The following is a 14,907-nucleotide window of genomic DNA, read 5'->3' as shown; positions in this document are numbered from 1 at the left end:
CCACGCGCCGTCGTTGGCACGCGTCGAGCTTGCTTTCATCGCCCCACTGTCGAGTATTAAGAACGCTAGGGTGACGCCAGTATGATGTCAACGTGAAAACATCATACTCATCGGGTGGTTAGGCGCTTGCCGCCGCAATGGGAGACGAGACATGCAGCGCCTGACGATCACGATCGATGATGATCTGCTGGCCGAGGTCGACGCCTTCATGGCCCGGCGCGGCTACGACAACCGCTCGGAAGCGTTTCGCGATCTGCTGCGCAGCGGCCTCGAAACCATGGATGGCGGTGCCAGTGACAGCCGAGCCTGCATCGCGACGCTCAGCTACGTCTACGACCACGCCGCGCGCGAACTGCCGAAGCGCCTGACCCAGGAGGCGCACGATCATTCCGGCCTGGCGCAGGCGACCCTGCACGTCCACATCGACCAGGAAAGCTGCCTCGAGGTCACCGTGCTCAAGGGCGAGCGGGCGGAGGTCAAGGCTTTCGCCGACCACGTCATCGCCGAACGCGGCGTCCGCCACGGCCACGTCGCGATGATGCCGATCGAGGCGGCGCATGATCATGGGCATGCGCATAGCCACAGCCATTCGCATAGTCACAGCCACTCGCATTCCCATACGACGAAGAGCGGGAAGAAGTAGGACTGGAGCTTGCGGCGGGCGGTCCTTGCAAATCAGAAAGCCTATGTGTTGACGCCAACACCGCAACCCAAACTCCGTCGTCATCCCGGACAAGCGCGCGGCACGCGCGCGCCGATCCGGGATCCATACCCCCAGGGAGGAGTTCGAGGCACGCTGGCCGCTCCATCCCGCCCAGCCACGACCGTCACGGCGTATGGATCCCGGGTCAGCGCCCACCAACGCTTCGCGTTGGCGGCCTTGCCCGGGATGACGCTGTTGGTGTGGTGAGCGGCGCTGGCAAGCTGGAGCGCATGCACTGGGAGGCCGACGCGGCTAACTACAAGTGCGCTGTCATCCCGGACAAGCGCGCGGCACGCGCGCGCCGATCCGGGATCCATAACCCCAGGGAGGAGTTCGAGGCACGATGGCCGCTCCATCCCGCCTAGCCACACTCGTCACGGCGTATGGATCCCGGGTCAGCGTCCACCAACGCTTCGCGTTGGCGGCCTTGCCCGGGATGACACTGTTTGTTTGGTGGCAGCGCGGGCAAACCGGGATGACACTGAGTTTGGAGCGGACGGCCCGCCGCACCCTCCGCCGTCATGCCCGCGCAGGCGGGCATCCAGTACGCCGCGGCCTATCGGCCCTATCACGTTCGCCGCGGCGTACTGGATCGCCCGCGATGACAGCGCGTGTGTGGCGCGGTGCCTGCCCAATCGTCATTGCGAGGAGCCAACGGGTCCGCGCAAAGCGCGGCCCGATGACAGGCTCCGCGACGCAGCAATCCAGAGCCGCGCGTGACGCCCTGGATTGCGTCGCTTCGCTCGCAATGACGCTGGAGCTACGTTCGCGAACTCCAGAAACCGCGTGCGCGTGGACACTGATTTCTTCAACCACATCAACCTGATTTGCCCTGTCCAGTCCCCGCGCTAAAAAATTCCTCTTCCATTTTTCCGAAAAACATGATTGTCTCTCCGCATCCCGCCTCGATCGAAGAGGGACGTGTCGCGGTCGTCACGAGCGTTGGGGGTGGGGAGCGGTGGCCTGTCGGCGCGCAGCGCGCTGAAATCGCGAGCGGACGAACGCGACCGGCAGGACGGTGAAGTCGTATGGTCCTGGCGCCCCGAAGCTGGCGTCAAGTTGGCGACGATGCTCGGAGCATCGCGCCGATGACGGTGGCTACAAGCCGGACACCGGGGAGAGTACGTATAAATCGTAAGCCCATCGCGCAGGGAAGGCCGGGCGTCTCTGGCCAGACCTGTGGTTCCTGCCGCCTGCATTTTTTTGAGCAGGCGGGCCACGGGCGCGGCCAGCGCCCGACCTTCCCTGCACCCTCCGACCGAAACGAGGGTGATCTGAAAGCAAAGCTCGGGCGTCACCTGCCGCGAGAAGGAGAGCGCATGTCCCGGATCGAGCTTGCCGCGATCGTCATGACCGCACGCCTCGGCGCGAGCCGCGAAGTCTCACGTCCTGAGGGCGTAGGCGGCGAGAAACATCCGCACGGCACTCGCGACGACCTTGTCGACCGCACCGGGCGAGGGCGCAGGCGCTCCCTGGAAGATGAAGGGCAGGAACAGTGTCGCCTGGCACATAAGCTGGAATTGCGAGGCGGCGAGATGGCAGTCATCGATCGCGAGCTCCTTGGCATCGACCCGGGCCTGCAGATAGGCGGCGAGCCGGCCGATGGTCCCCTCGATCACGCAATCGTAGTAGCGGCGTCCGACCTCCGGCATCCGCTCCGCAATGGCCATGACGGTGCGGATCGCCGAGCCGCCACCGGGCCGGCAGACCACCGCGATCCAGGCATGGCCAAATTCGCTGAGCACGGTCTCGGCATCGCGGGCCGGATCGAAACTGAAATTCGAACCGCCGCGGTGCACGGCCTCTTCTTCCACGATGGCTTCGAACAGGCGGAACTTGTCGGTGAAGTAGACGTAGAGCGTGCCCTTGGAGACGCCGGCGACCCGCGCGATCTCGCCCATGCTGGCGCCGTCGAAACCGAGATCCATGAAGACCTTGCGGGCGCCTTCGAGGATCTGGCGCCGCTTCGAGGAATCCTCGTCTGGCGTCACCGGGGGCGTGGTGTCGGCAGCATCAATCATTGGTTCAGCTTGTTCCCGAAGATTCGGTCGGTGCGAACGTCATAAAAGCATCTGCACGGATATGTTGCAGTGGCGAATATATAAATTGACCGAACGGTTCGGTCAATGGTAGATGTGGATTGACCGAACGGTTCGGTCGGAATTGCGGGGCGAGGGCGCCTCGGGTTGATGGGTGGGAGTCTCTGATGGCCGCTGCGAGAGATCAGGCTGTGCGGGCACGCCGGCCGGACGCTGAAGAAGCGCCAGTCCGTTCGCAGGAAACAGCGCAGCGCAAATCGACTGAAGCCCAACCGGCCGAGACCAAGGCCAGCGTCACGACTGAAGCACCGCTCGAATTGCCGGTGGCCCCCTCGGCCGACGCTCCGCCTGCAGCGAAGCCTCAGGCGCCAGCGGCCGCGGCTCCCAAATCCGGCAAGCGCAAGCGGGTGCTCGCGAGCATCGGTGCGCTGCTGGCGCTCGCCGCCGCCGGCTACGCCACGCACTACGTCATGATCGGCCGCTTCAGGGTGTCGACCGACGATTCCTATGTCCGCGCCAACAACACCATGCTCGGTGCGCGCGTCTCCGGCCACATCCAGGAGATCATGCCGCGCGACAACTCGGTCGTGCACAAAGGCGACGTGATCTTCCGCATCGACGACGGCGACTACAAGATCGCCGTGGACGCTGCCCGCAGCAAGATCGCGACGCAGGAGGCGACCATCGCGCGGATCGGCCGCCAGATCGCCGCGCAGCAAAGCGCGGTCGAGCAGGCGCAGGCCAATTTGACGTCCTCCGAAGCCGCCATGAAGCGCGCCGGGCTCGACTATGAGCGCCAGCAGGCGTTGAGCAGCAAGGGCTTTGCCTCGCATGCGACCTTCGAGCAGTCGGAGGCCGCGCGCGATCAGGGCGTGGCCGCGGTCCGCGCAGCGCAGGCGGCGTTCGACGCCGCGCGCGACAATGTCGAGGTGACCAAGGCGCAGCAGGCCGAGGCCCAGGCGCAGCTTGCCGAGCTGAAGACCTCGCTCGCCAAGGCCGAGCGCGACCTCGAATTCGCCTCCGTCCGCGCGCCGGTCGACGGCACCTTCTCCAACCGTCTCGTCAACACCGGCGACTTCGTCGCGGTCGGTCAGCGTCTGGGCAACGTCGTGCCGCTCGATGACGTCTTCATCGACGCGAACTACAAGGAGACCCAGCTGAAGCGGATCCGTCCGGGCCAGCCGGTCACCATCAAGGTCGACGCCTATGGCGCGCGCGGCTTCAAGGGCGTGGTCGACAGCATCTCGCCGGCCGCAGGCTCGGTGTTCACCCTGCTGCCGCCGGACAATGCGACAGGCAACTTCACCAAGATCGTGCAGCGTCTGCCGGTGCGCATCCGCGTCCCGAAGGACGTCGCGCGGCAGAACCTGTTGCGCGCCGGCATGTCGGTCTACGTCACCGTCGACACCACCGACGGCGCCAAGGATGCCGACAACGATTCCGACCTCGACGCGCCGGCGATGGTGCAGGGGAAGTAGTTAGAACTGATGCGATCGCATTTGCTGTTGCGTCATCGGCAGTGAGCTCCCTCCCTCTTGCGGGGGAGGGGAGCGCACTGGGAACGCGGCGCGGTCCTCGACCCCAAGCGGACATCTGAGACCATGGCCACCGCCACCACAGCCAATCCCACCATGAGCGCGCCGGCGGCGCCGTCGGATCGCATCGCGCCGCGCAGGCTGATCGCGTTCCTGATCATGGTGTTCGGGATGTTCATGGCAATCCTGGACATCCAGATCGTCTCCGCGTCGCTCAGCGAAATCCAGGCCGGCCTGTCGGCGAGCTCCAGCGAAGTCTCCTGGGTGCAGACCGCCTATCTGATCGCCGAAGTCATCGCGATCCCGCTGTCCGGCTTCCTGTCGCGCGCGCTCGGCACGCGGCTGCTGTTCGCGATCTCGGCGGCCGGCTTCACCATCTCCAGCTTCCTGTGCGGCTTCGCCTCCTCGATCGAGCAGATGATCGTGTGGCGCGCGCTGCAAGGCTTCCTGGGCGCAGGCATGATCCCGACCGTGTTCGCTTCGGCCTACACGGTGTTTCCGCGCACCAAATTCCACATCGTCGGTCCGATCATCGGCCTCGTCGCCACGCTGGCGCCCACCGTCGGCCCAACAGTCGGCGGCTACATCACCGATGCGATGTCGTGGCACTGGCTATTTTTCGTCAACATCGTACCCGGCGTGATCATCACCACCGGCGTGCTGGCGCTGGTCGATTTCGACCAGCCCAACTTGGCGCTGCTCGACCGCTTCGACTGGTGGGGCCTCTTGTTCATGGCCGGCTTCCTCGGCTCGCTCGAATACGTGCTGGAGGAAGGGCCGCTGCACGAATGGCTGCAGGACAATTCGGTCGCGGTCTGTGCCGCGGTCTGCGCGGTCTCGGCGGTGTGCTTCTTCTGGCGCGTGCTGACGGCCGAGGAGCCGATCGTCGATCTCAGCGCGTTCGGCGATCGCAATTTCGCCGTCGGCAGTCTGCTGCAGTTCTGCATCGGCATCGGCCTGTACGGATTGACCTACATCTATCCGCGCTACCTCGCCGAGGTCCGCGGCTACAGCGCGCTGATGATCGGCGAGACGATGTTCGTGTCCGGCGTCACCATGTTCCTGATGGCACCGGTGGTCGGCCGTCTCATGGTGAAGGTCGACATGCGCCTGATCATCTCCTTCGGCCTCGTGACTTTCGCGATCGGCTCCTACCAGATGACCGGCATCACCCGAGACTACGACTTCTGGGAGCTGTTCCTGCCGCAGGTGCTGCGCGGCGTCGGCATGATGTGCGCGATGGTGCCGACCAACAACATTGCGCTGGGCACGCTGGCGCCGGACCGCGTCAAGAACGCCTCCGGCCTGTTCAACCTGATGCGCAACCTCGGTGGCGCCGTGGGACTTGCGATCATCAACCAGGTGCTGAACGATCGCACCGACCTGCACATCTCGCGCCTGCACGAGCGCGTGAACTGGGGCAATGCCACCGCGGTCGAGACGCTGAACATGCTGCAGCAGAAGCTGCAGGGCATGGGCGACTCCGCCTTGATGGCAATGAAGCAGCTGTCGCAGATCGTGCACCGCCAGGCCGTCGTGATGGGCTATGGCGACGCGTTCTTCATGCTGACCTGCTTCTACATCGCGCTCAGCTTCATGGTGATGCTCTTGAACAAGCCGAGCTCGCCGATGGCCGGCGGCGGCGACGCACATTGACGTGAGCGGCCCGCGGGGGCCTGCGGGTTGCCAAATCATACCGTTGCTGCTATGGAACGACGATTGTTGCTCGAACCGGGGAGATTTGCATGACTGAATCGCATCTGCAGATCGCCTGCACCCGCTCGATGCTCGCGCTCTCGACGCGCCTCGCTTCGACCACTGTGACTTCGACCACCGTGCGTTCGTTGCCAGTGCCGGTGTTCCGCCGCTCGCTTTGAGCGCCGCCTTTCGTCCCACCACCTGATTGTTCATTCGCAGACCGCGCGCCGCGTCGCGTCTGCTTCATTTGGAGCCGGCTGGCGCTGCGAGCGCGGCCGGATGATGCCATGACCGTCGACGTCTCCGGCCTGAAGGCCGACAAGCGTCCCGCCGCCATCCGCGTCGTGATGCCGTTCGTGTTCCGCCACTGGCTGAAGCAGCCGCGCATGACCCTCGGCGTCGCCGTCGCCTTGCTCGGCGCCACCGCCGCCGACCTGTTCATGCCCGTATTCTCCGGCCAACTGGTCGATGCGCTGACCCTGGGTCCTTCCAACACCGATGCACGCCACAGCGCGCTGGTGGCGTTCGCCGCCATCGTCGCACTCGGCTTCGCCTCGATCGTGCTGCGGCTGTCGGGGCTGCGGCTGATCGTGCCGTTCACGCTGCGCATCATGTCCGACGTCGCGCGCGAAGCCTTCGTGCGGGTGCAGCGCTTCTCGACTGACTGGCACGCCAACAGCTTCGCCGGCTCCACGGTGCGCAAGATCACCCGCGGCATGTGGGCGCTCGATCTCTACAACGACACCATCCTGCTGGCGCTGCTGCCGTCGCTGTCGGTGCTGCTCGGCTCCATGGTGCTGCTCGGCCTGCACTGGGGAGCGCTGGGCGGTGTCATCGCCGTCGGCGCGGTGCTGTACGTCGCGATGACAGTGGCGTTCTCGACCCGCTACATCGCGCCGGCCGCGCGCATCTCCAATGCCTGGGACACCAAGGTCGGCGGCACGCTCGCGGATGCGCTGAGCTGCAACGCGGTGGTGAAGTCGTTCGGGGCTGAGGCGCGCGAGGACGGCCGGCTGATGCGCGTCGTCAACCGCTGGTCACGCCGCGTCAACCGCACCTGGCTGCGCTACAACACGACCGCTGCGGTGCAGCTCGGCGTGCTCCTGTGCCTGCGCTCGTCGGTGATCGGCGGCGCCGTGCTGCTGTGGATGGCGGGCAAGGCCTCGCCGGGCGACGTCACCTACGTCCTGACGAGCTACTACGTCATCCACGCCTATCTGCGCGACGTCGGCATGCACATCAACAACCTGCAGCGCGCGGTCAACGACATGGACGAGCTGGTGGCGATCCACGGCGAGCCGATCGGCATCGTCGATGCCGAAGATGCCCGGCCGATCGCGGTGACCGGCGGGCACATCGTGTTCGACGGCGTGACGTTCCACTACGGCGGCCATCGCGCGCCGCTCTACGACCGGCTGTCGGTGGACATCCGGCCGGGCGAGCGGATCGGGCTGGTCGGGCGCTCCGGCTCCGGCAAGACGACCTTCGTCAAGCTGGTGCAGCGTCTCTACGACGTCAGCGGCGGCCGGATCCTGGTCGACGGGCAGGACATCGCTCATGCGAAACAGGACTCGCTGCGCAGCCAGATCGCGATCGTGCAGCAGGAGCCGATCCTGTTCCACCGTTCGCTGGCGGAGAACATCGCCTACGGCCGGCCCGGCGCCAGCCAGGAGCAGATCGAGCAGGCCGCTAGGCTTGCGAACGCGCATGAGTTCATCATGCGGCTGCCCAAGGGCTACGGCACGCTCGTGGGTGAGCGCGGCGTCAAGCTGTCGGGCGGCGAGCGGCAGCGGGTGGCGCTGGCGCGGGCGTTCCTGGCGGATGCGCGCGTGCTGATCCTGGACGAGGCGACCTCGAGCCTGGATTCGGAATCGGAGGCGCTGATCCAGGAGGCGATGGAGCGGCTGATGAAGGGCAGGACGGCGATCGTGATCGCGCATCGGCTGGCGACCGTGCGCAGCCTCGACCGCATCCTGGTGTTCGATCGTGGCCGGATCGTCGAGCAGGGCAGTCATGCCGCGCTGGTCGGCCGGCCCGGCGGGCTCTATCGCAGCCTGTTCGAGCGCCAGGCGATAGAGATCGGCCAGCTCTCGGCCGCGGGATGATCAAATGGTGAGGGGCCCGACGCTTGAGCGTCGAGCCCCTCATGAACATATCAGCCGGCCTGTAAGCCGGGTTCTGTAGGGCACCGTATGCTTGCGCATGACGATACGTGACGGCCATTCCTCTGGGATCGCGCTTGCGCGTGACCTCGGGCAACCTACCCGGACGGCGAGCCTGACATCGCTCCCGCGGACGTCATCGCCTTGGCGATTGTCTCCGCGTGGCCGTCCCTATTCGGTTTTGCTCCCGGTGGGGTTTACCATGCCGGTTCCGTTGCCGGCCCCGCGGTGCGCTCTTACCGCACCTTTTCACCCTTACTGCCTCCCTCGCGGGAGGAAGCGGTTCGTTCTCTGTGGCACTGTCCCTGGGGTCGCCCCCGCCGGACGTTATCCGGCACCGCATGTCGATGGAGCCCGGACTTTCCTCCCCGGCGGCCTTTCGGCACCTGCCGGAGCGGCCGTCCGGCCGACTGACGCGGCTTGCATGGGGCTTATCGATCAGCGCGTCAAGCCATCGCGGCGCGATCGAAAAATAATACGCCGGGCGTGTCGTCCCGCACGTGCCCGGTTCGACTGGATGTCGGCGCAACAGCCGCAACCGAGGAGCAGTCCGATGCAGTACCTGTTGATGATCTACCAGAACGAGGTCGACTACGCGAAGATGGAGAAGGAGGCCGAGGGCAAGATGCTGGCCGAGTATCAGACCTTCACCGAGTCGATCATCGCGAGCGGCAATTTCAAGGGCGGCGACCGGCTGCAGCCGACCACGACGTCGACGACCGTGCGGGTGCGCGACGGCAAGATCATGACCACCGACGGACCGTTCGCCGAGACCCGCGAGCAGCTCGGCGGCTACTACATGATCGAGGCGCAGAACATCGACGAGGCGATCGGCATCGCCGCACGCATTCCGGGCGCCCGTTTCGGCTCGATCGAGGTGCGACCCGTCTGGCAATACAATCATTGAGGCGGAAGACGCAGGCCGGCGGTTATGTCAGCGATGACGCCAGACGCGATCGACAAGGTGTTCCGCGACGAAGCCGGCCGCGCGCTCGCGACCTTGATCCGGCTCGTCGGGGACTTCGACCTGGCCGAGGACGCGTTGCAGGATGCGTTCGCCGCGGCGCTGCAGAGCTGGCGGGGGTCCGAGGCCCCCGCCAATCCACGCGCCTGGCTGGTCAATGTCGCGCGCAACAAGGCGATCGATCGCGTCAGGCGTCGCCGCAATTTTCGCGACAAGGAAGCGGAGATCGTCCACGCGATCGAGCGGGACGCCGCCAGCGATGACGTCGATGCGCCGGCCGATCTCGACGACGACATGCTGCGGCTGATCTTCATCTGCTGCCATCCCGCGTTTGCGCCGGAGGTCCAGGTGGCGCTGACCTTGCGGACGGTGTGTGGTCTCACCACGGCCGAGGTCGCGCGCGCCTTTCTCGCCAGCGAGGAAGCGATGGCGCAGCGCCTGGTGCGTGCCAAGCAGAAGATCCGCCTTGCCGGAATCCCCTATGAGGTGCCGGGACGCGAGGCGCTCGATGAGCGGCTGCGTGGCGTGCTGACCGTGATCTATCTCGTCTTCACCGAGGGCTATCTCGCCACCTCGGGCGATGAACTGATCCGGCTCGATCTCGCGCGCGAGGCGATCCGGCTCGGCCGGCTGCTGCTCGGACTGGTGCCGGAGGCGGGCGACGTCAAGGGGCTGCTGGCCTTGATGCTGCTGCACGATGCGCGCCGGCCCGGACGTATCAACGCGTCCGGCGACATCGTGCTGCTCGAGGAGCAGGATCGATCGCTGTGGGATGCCGGGCAGATCGCCGAGGGATTGGCGCTGGTCGATCAGGCGCTGCGCGTGACGGGGCTGCCGCAATCCTATACGGTCCAGGCTGCCATCGCCGCACTCCACGCCCAGGCGCCGAGCTATCACGACACGGATTGGCGCCAGATCGTGGGCCTCTACGAGGTGCTGCTGCGGATCGCGTCGTCGCCCGTGATCGAGCTCAATCACGCCGCCGCGGTCTCGATGGTCGACGGCCCGGCGCGTGCGCTGGCGCTGGTCGACGCGCTGGCCGCGCGCGGCGGGCTGAAGCAGTACGACCTGCTTCCCGCGGTCCGCGCCGATTTGCTGCGGCGGCTCGACCGCCGCGAGGAGGCGCGGGAGGCCTATCGCATGGCAAGCGCGGCCACACAGCTCGTGCCGCTCCAGCGCCTCTATGCGCGCCGGCTGGAAGAACTCGACGGCGAAGAGCCTCAGACGCGTGGTGCCTGATCCTCGGCCGGCAGGCTCGTCAGCAGCGCATGCAGCGTCCACAAGGTCGAGCGGTCGGCGATGCCGTCGATGCGCTCGGGGCGGAAATGCCGTTGAAATGCGGTCACGACGTCGAGCGTGATGCCGTCGAACTTGCCGGTGATCGGCACGCCATAGCCGTATCTGGCGAGCGCCTTCTGCAGGCCCTTCACGTCGTCGCCGATGCTGCCGAGCTTCAGCGTCTCGCCCTTGGTGATGGCCGCCGGCTGCACCCAGTGGCCGACCCCGGAATTGGCGAGGGAGTGCCAGGGGAATTTCTCGCCCGGATCCTTCTTGCGCGACGGCGCCACGTCGGAGTGCCCGAGCACGCGATGCGCCGGAACGTTGCGGCGGAGCATGATGCCGCGGCACAGCGCGATGACGGCCGCGATCTGCCGCGGCGGAAAGTCCGGATAGCCCCAGTCATGGCCGCGATTGACGATCTCGACGCCGATCGAGCAGGAGTTGATGTCCTCGTCACCGCCCCATGAAGACAGGCCGGCGTGCCAGGCGCGCATCGCCTCCGGGACGCACTGCACGATGCGGCCGTCCTCCAGCACGATGTAATGCGTCGACACCTCGCTCCCGGAGGTGCACAGCTTGGTGATCGCGCCCTCTACGTCCGGCATCCCGGTGTAATGCAGGATAATCATGTCGGGCTGACGCCCGCCCTTGCGCTCGCCGAAATTCGCCGACGGGATCACGTCGGACGCGATCGAGGAGTCCGGCGTGAAGACAGGCAGGTCCGAGACACCCTTGGGAATCGGCAGCGCACGAAGGCGCTTCGATTCGGGCTTGTCTGTTGAATTCGGCATGAAGCACTCGAAGCGGGCGGCGAAGGCAATGGATCAAATTGAATATGGGCAGGCACTACTCTTTTACACGTCCGGGTCGCAATCGAAATCGCATGTGAGCACCTCGGATTGAGCAAAGTCGTTGCGCGGAACGATGCGGCGGTCGATCGGACCGCGATCCGGCGATGTTCCGCATCGGCCGTGCCGTCCCGAACGACTGCCCAACATCCGCCACAGACCGTCAACGGTTTGTTAACGCTAAACGTCGTTACTAAGTGGTGAAGAGCCAAGCCGGCTTTCGGGACGGCAAGCCGCCATATGCAAGGTCCTGCACGGGATATTATCGTTTCGGGCGTTGTCGGGCGCATCCGGCAGGGCGCGATCGCTGATGGACGGGGGAATGCCCCGGCACGGTCGCGTGCCGGGGTCCGGGCATTTGGAAGGCTGGCCGTCGACCGTCCTCGACGATGGCTTGGCGAATTGACGGGGCGCGAGGATCGAAGGCGCGATGGGCTCGCAGCCGACCAGGATCAGTCTGAATCAGCGGCATGCGCACGGAGCGGCCGCGTGAGTACGGCTGACCAGCGTCATGTTCCGGTGCTCGGCCCAGAAGCGGTCGACATGCTCGCGGTCCGCGCGGGCGGCACCTATGTCGACGCAACCTTTGGCGCCGGCGGTTACACGCGGCTGATTCTTGCCACGCCGGGAACCCGGGTGATCGCGATCGACCGCGACAGCACCGCGATTGCCGGCGGCGCGGGTCTCGTCGCGGAGGCGGGCGGACAGCTGACGCTGGTCGAGAATCGCTTCTCCGCGCTGGCGGATATCTGCGCGGCGCAAGGCGTCGAGCATGTCGACGGCGTCGTGATGGACGTCGGCGTCTCGTCGATGCAGCTCGATTCGGCCGTGCGCGGCTTCTCGTTCAGGTTCGATGGCCCGCTCGACATGCGCATGGGCGGGCAGGGACCCACTGCCGCCGACATCGTCGCATACGCGTCCGAGCGCGATCTCGCCGACGTCATCTACATCTTCGGCGAGGAGCGGCACTCGCGCGCGGTGGCGCGCGCGATCACAGCCGCACGCAAGGAGCAGCCGATCACGACCACGCGGCAGCTCGCCGACATCGTGGCCCGTGTGGTGCGGTCGAAGCCGGGCGACATTCATCCGGCGACGCGGACGTTCCAGGCGCTGCGCATTCTCGTCAACGAGGAGCTCGACGAACTCGAACAGGCGCTGTCCGCAGCGGAGCGCATCCTGGCGCCTGGCGGCCGGCTGGCCGTGGTCTCGTTCCATTCGCTCGAGGACCGCATCGTCAAGACGTTCCTCGCCGAGCGCAGCAAGACCGGCGGCGGCTCGCGCCATTTGCCCGAGATCGCCCAGCAGACGCCGAGCTTCCAGTTGCTCAATCGCAAGCCGGTCGTGGCCGCGGAGGCGGAGACCGAGGCCAATCCGCGGGCGCGGTCCGCCAAGCTGCGCGGCGCCGAACGTACGGCGGCGCCGGCCTATGTGCAGTCCGACGTCTCCGCCTGGCCACGCCTGGCCGACGTGCTGCGGGGAGGCTGATCGATGCGCCTCCTGCATCTCGTCGTGATCTGCTCGCTGATCTTCGCGGCCGCCTATGTCTATCGCATCAAGATGGAATCGACCGCGCGCGTCGAGCGCGTGCTGCAATTGCGCGCCGAGATTCGCGAGCAGCGCGAGGCGATCGCGATCCTGCGTTCCGAATGGGCCAAGCTCGACGCGCCGCTGCGGCTGCAGGGACTGGTCGAACGGCATCTGCCGCTGAAGCCGCTCAACGCCACCCAATATGACAGCCTCAAGAACTTGCCGGAGCGGCCGCCGCGGTTCGCGCGGTCCGACAATCCGGATCCGATCGGATCGATGATCGATGCGATCGATGCGATCAATGAAGAGCCCCCCGTGACCGGATCGGTGCGTCGCCCGGAGGATCAGCAATGACCGATCAGCTTCGGCCTCAGGTCAAGCCGCAGGAGCCCTGGCGGCAACGGCTGGTACGCACGTTGCTGTACGGGCGTGATGTCGATCGCACCGCCAAGGCCCGCGCCCGTATTGGCCTGGCGATCATTGCCTTCGCCGCGGTCTATGCCGTGATCGGCGGCCGGCTCGTGATGTTTGCGGTCGGCTCCGACGGTCCGAGCGCGCGGCGCGCCGCGCAGCAGGACGCCATCGCCACGGCGCGGCCCGACATCGTCGATCGCAACGGCGCCGTGCTGGCGACCGACGTCAAGACACCGAGCCTGTTTGCCGAGCCGCGCCGCCTCATCGACAAGGACGAGGCGATCGAGCTGCTCACCGCGACCTTGCCCGATCTCGATACGAGCGAAGTGCGCGAGCGCATGATGTCCCGCAAGGGCTTCGTCTGGCTCAAGCGCGAGATGACGCCGAAACAGCAGCAGGACATTCACCGCCTTGGCCTGCCCGGTGTTGGCTTCCTGCGCGAGAACAAGCGCGTCTATCCGACCGGCAACGAGGTGGCGCATCTGATCGGCCTGGTGAACATCGACAACCAGGGCATCGCCGGCATGGAGAAGTGGCTCGACAATCAGGGCCTCGCCGACCTGCACCGCGCCGGCTTCGCCACCGATCGCCTGCAGCGCCCGATCGAGCTCTCGGTCGACCTGCGTGTCGAGCATGCGTTGCGTGATGAGCTGCTCAAGGCCAAGGACAAGTTCAAGACCAAGGCGGCCTCCGGTCTCGTCGTCAACGTCAGGACCGGCGAGATCATCGCGATGGTGTCGCTGCCGGATTTCGATCCGAACAATCCGAAGGAGGCGCACGATCCCGATCGCATCAACCGCCTCACCACCGGCGTCTATGAGATGGGCTCGACCTTCAAGGCGTTCACCCTGGCGATGGCCCTCGACACCGGCAAGTATGATCTCAACTCGCTGTGGGATGCGCGCGGGCCGCTGCATTACGGCAAGTTCGCCATTCACGACGACGAGCCGAAGGGCCGCTTCCTCACCATGAAGGAGGTGTTCACCTTCTCCTCCAACGTCGGCGCCGCCAGGATCGCACTGACGCAGGGCGTCGAGGGCCACAAGGCCTTCCTCCGCAAGATGGGACAGTTCGACCGGCTGCGCACCGAGTTGCCGGAGAGTGCCTCGCCGATCCTGCCCAAGCGCTGGGCCGAGTTGAACACGGTCACGATCGCGTTTGGCCACGGCATGGCAGTCGCGCCGCTGCAGGGCGTGATGGGCGTCAGCGCGCTGGTCAATGGCGGCTACTTGATTCCGCCGACCTTCATGAAGCGCACCGAGGCGGAGGCGATGCAGGTCGCCAAGCGCGTGATCAAGCCGGAGACGTCGGAGAAGATGCGGTACCTGATGCGTCTGAACGCCGAGATCGGCACCGCGCGCAAGGCCGACGTGAAGGGCTATTACATCGGCGGCAAGACCGGCACGGCCGAAAAGGTGATCAACGGCCGCTATGCCAAGAAGAAGGTGCTGACGCTCTTCACCGCGGTGATCCCGGCCGACAAGCCGAAATACCAGGTGCTGATCATGCTGGACGAGCCGCAGGCGCTGAAGGAAACCTACGGCTTCATCACCTCCGGCTGGAACGCGGTTCCGACCGCCGGCAACGTGATCTCCCGGATCGGGCCGCTGCTCGGCATCGAGCCCCGTTTCGACCTGCCGCCGTCCGACCGCCAAATTCTTGCGGCATCGCGGCTGACGCAGTAAGCCGTCCGCGAATCGCAAGGCTTTGGAGCTGCCGCCACCCGGGGCGGGGGC

12 protein-coding genes and 1 other RNA gene are annotated in these 14,907 nt (G+C 66.2%); 10 read left to right on the top strand and 3 right to left on the bottom strand.

Annotation, left to right across the window (positions count from 1 at the left end; all coding sequences use genetic code 11):
- The first annotated feature begins 151 nt into the window (after window positions 1-151).
- Window positions 152-643 carry a nickel-responsive transcriptional regulator NikR gene (gene nikR, locus ACQR07_RS07590; protein WP_434901677.1) on the top strand — a complete coding sequence of 164 codons (492 nt, stop codon included), beginning with the start codon at window positions 152-154 and terminating at the stop codon, window positions 641-643.
- 1,442 nt (window positions 644-2,085) lie between these two features.
- On the opposite strand, the gene ACQR07_RS07585 is transcribed toward nikR, so the two are convergent.
- Complete coding sequence (locus tag ACQR07_RS07585; RefSeq protein WP_434901676.1) at window positions 2,086-2,724, bottom strand: TetR/AcrR family transcriptional regulator; 639 nt, start codon at window positions 2,722-2,724, stop codon at window positions 2,086-2,088.
- A gap of 185 nt (window positions 2,725-2,909) precedes the next feature.
- Here ACQR07_RS07585 and ACQR07_RS07580 point away from each other — a divergent pair, with 185 nt between their 5' ends.
- The 4 genes from ACQR07_RS07580 (at window position 2,910) to ACQR07_RS07565 (ending at window position 8,080) form a co-directional block, all read left to right on the top strand.
- Window positions 2,910-4,220, top strand: a complete 1,311-nt coding sequence (locus tag ACQR07_RS07580) for an efflux RND transporter periplasmic adaptor subunit (RefSeq protein WP_434901675.1) — start codon at window positions 2,910-2,912, stop codon at window positions 4,218-4,220.
- A 123-nt stretch (window positions 4,221-4,343) separates the two neighbouring features.
- On the top strand, window positions 4,344-5,933 hold the full coding sequence (locus tag ACQR07_RS07575; RefSeq protein ID WP_434901674.1) for a DHA2 family efflux MFS transporter permease subunit: 1,590 nt from the start codon (window positions 4,344-4,346) through the stop codon (window positions 5,931-5,933).
- Between the two features lie 89 nt (window positions 5,934-6,022).
- Window positions 6,023-6,154, top strand: a complete 132-nt coding sequence (locus ACQR07_RS07570) for a hypothetical protein (RefSeq protein ID WP_434901673.1) — start codon at window positions 6,023-6,025, stop codon at window positions 6,152-6,154.
- Window positions 6,155-6,262: 108 nt separating this feature from the next.
- Window positions 6,263-8,080 carry an ABC transporter ATP-binding protein gene (locus ACQR07_RS07565; RefSeq protein ID WP_434901672.1) on the top strand — a complete coding sequence of 606 codons (1,818 nt, stop codon included), beginning with the start codon at window positions 6,263-6,265 and terminating at the stop codon, window positions 8,078-8,080.
- A gap of 46 nt (window positions 8,081-8,126) precedes the next feature.
- Here the strand turns inward: ACQR07_RS07565 and rnpB are convergent.
- An RNA gene (rnpB, locus tag ACQR07_RS07560) (RNase P RNA component class A) lies at window positions 8,127-8,551 on the bottom strand.
- Between the two features lie 139 nt (window positions 8,552-8,690).
- Here rnpB and ACQR07_RS07555 point away from each other — a divergent pair.
- Window positions 8,691-9,044 (top strand): YciI family protein, encoded by a 354-nt coding sequence (locus ACQR07_RS07555; protein ID WP_434901671.1) that lies wholly within the window; start codon window positions 8,691-8,693, stop codon window positions 9,042-9,044.
- 33 nt (window positions 9,045-9,077) lie between these two features.
- Entirely contained in the window at window positions 9,078-10,340 is a 1,263-nt protein-coding gene (locus tag ACQR07_RS07550; RefSeq protein ID WP_434901670.1) for an RNA polymerase sigma factor, read from the top strand.
- Here ACQR07_RS07550 and ACQR07_RS07545 read toward each other — a convergent pair.
- Window positions 10,322-11,173: a peptidoglycan recognition protein family protein gene (locus ACQR07_RS07545; RefSeq protein WP_434901669.1), complete on the bottom strand. Its 852-nt coding sequence runs from the start codon at window positions 11,171-11,173 to the stop codon at window positions 10,322-10,324. The two genes, ACQR07_RS07550 and ACQR07_RS07545, sit on opposite strands and share 19 nt — an antisense overlap.
- A 546-nt stretch (window positions 11,174-11,719) precedes the next feature.
- On the opposite strand from ACQR07_RS07545, the gene rsmH reads away from it, so the two are divergent.
- The 3 genes from rsmH to ACQR07_RS07530 are packed head-to-tail and all read left to right on the top strand — an operon-like array spanning window position 11,720 to window position 14,856.
- Entirely contained in the window at window positions 11,720-12,715 is a 996-nt protein-coding gene (rsmH, locus tag ACQR07_RS07540; protein WP_434901668.1) for a 16S rRNA (cytosine(1402)-N(4))-methyltransferase RsmH, read from the top strand.
- A gap of 3 nt (window positions 12,716-12,718) precedes the next feature.
- The gene (gene ftsL, locus ACQR07_RS07535) at window positions 12,719-13,111 is read left to right on the top strand and encodes a cell division protein FtsL (protein WP_434869016.1); all 393 of its coding nucleotides are present in this window, start codon (window positions 12,719-12,721) and stop codon (window positions 13,109-13,111) included.
- Window positions 13,108-14,856, top strand: a complete 1,749-nt coding sequence (locus ACQR07_RS07530) for a peptidoglycan D,D-transpeptidase FtsI family protein (RefSeq protein WP_434901667.1) — start codon at window positions 13,108-13,110, stop codon at window positions 14,854-14,856. Before ftsL ends, ACQR07_RS07530 begins: the two co-directional genes overlap by 4 nt.
- Window positions 14,857-14,907 lie beyond the last annotated feature (51 nt).

Source organism: Bradyrhizobium sp. HKCCYLS20291, assembly GCF_051167715.1.
Lineage (GTDB): Bacteria > Pseudomonadota > Alphaproteobacteria > Rhizobiales > Xanthobacteraceae > Bradyrhizobium.
The sequence above is the reverse complement of the archived record's forward strand: the minus strand, read 5'-3'. Positions and strand labels throughout refer to the sequence as shown.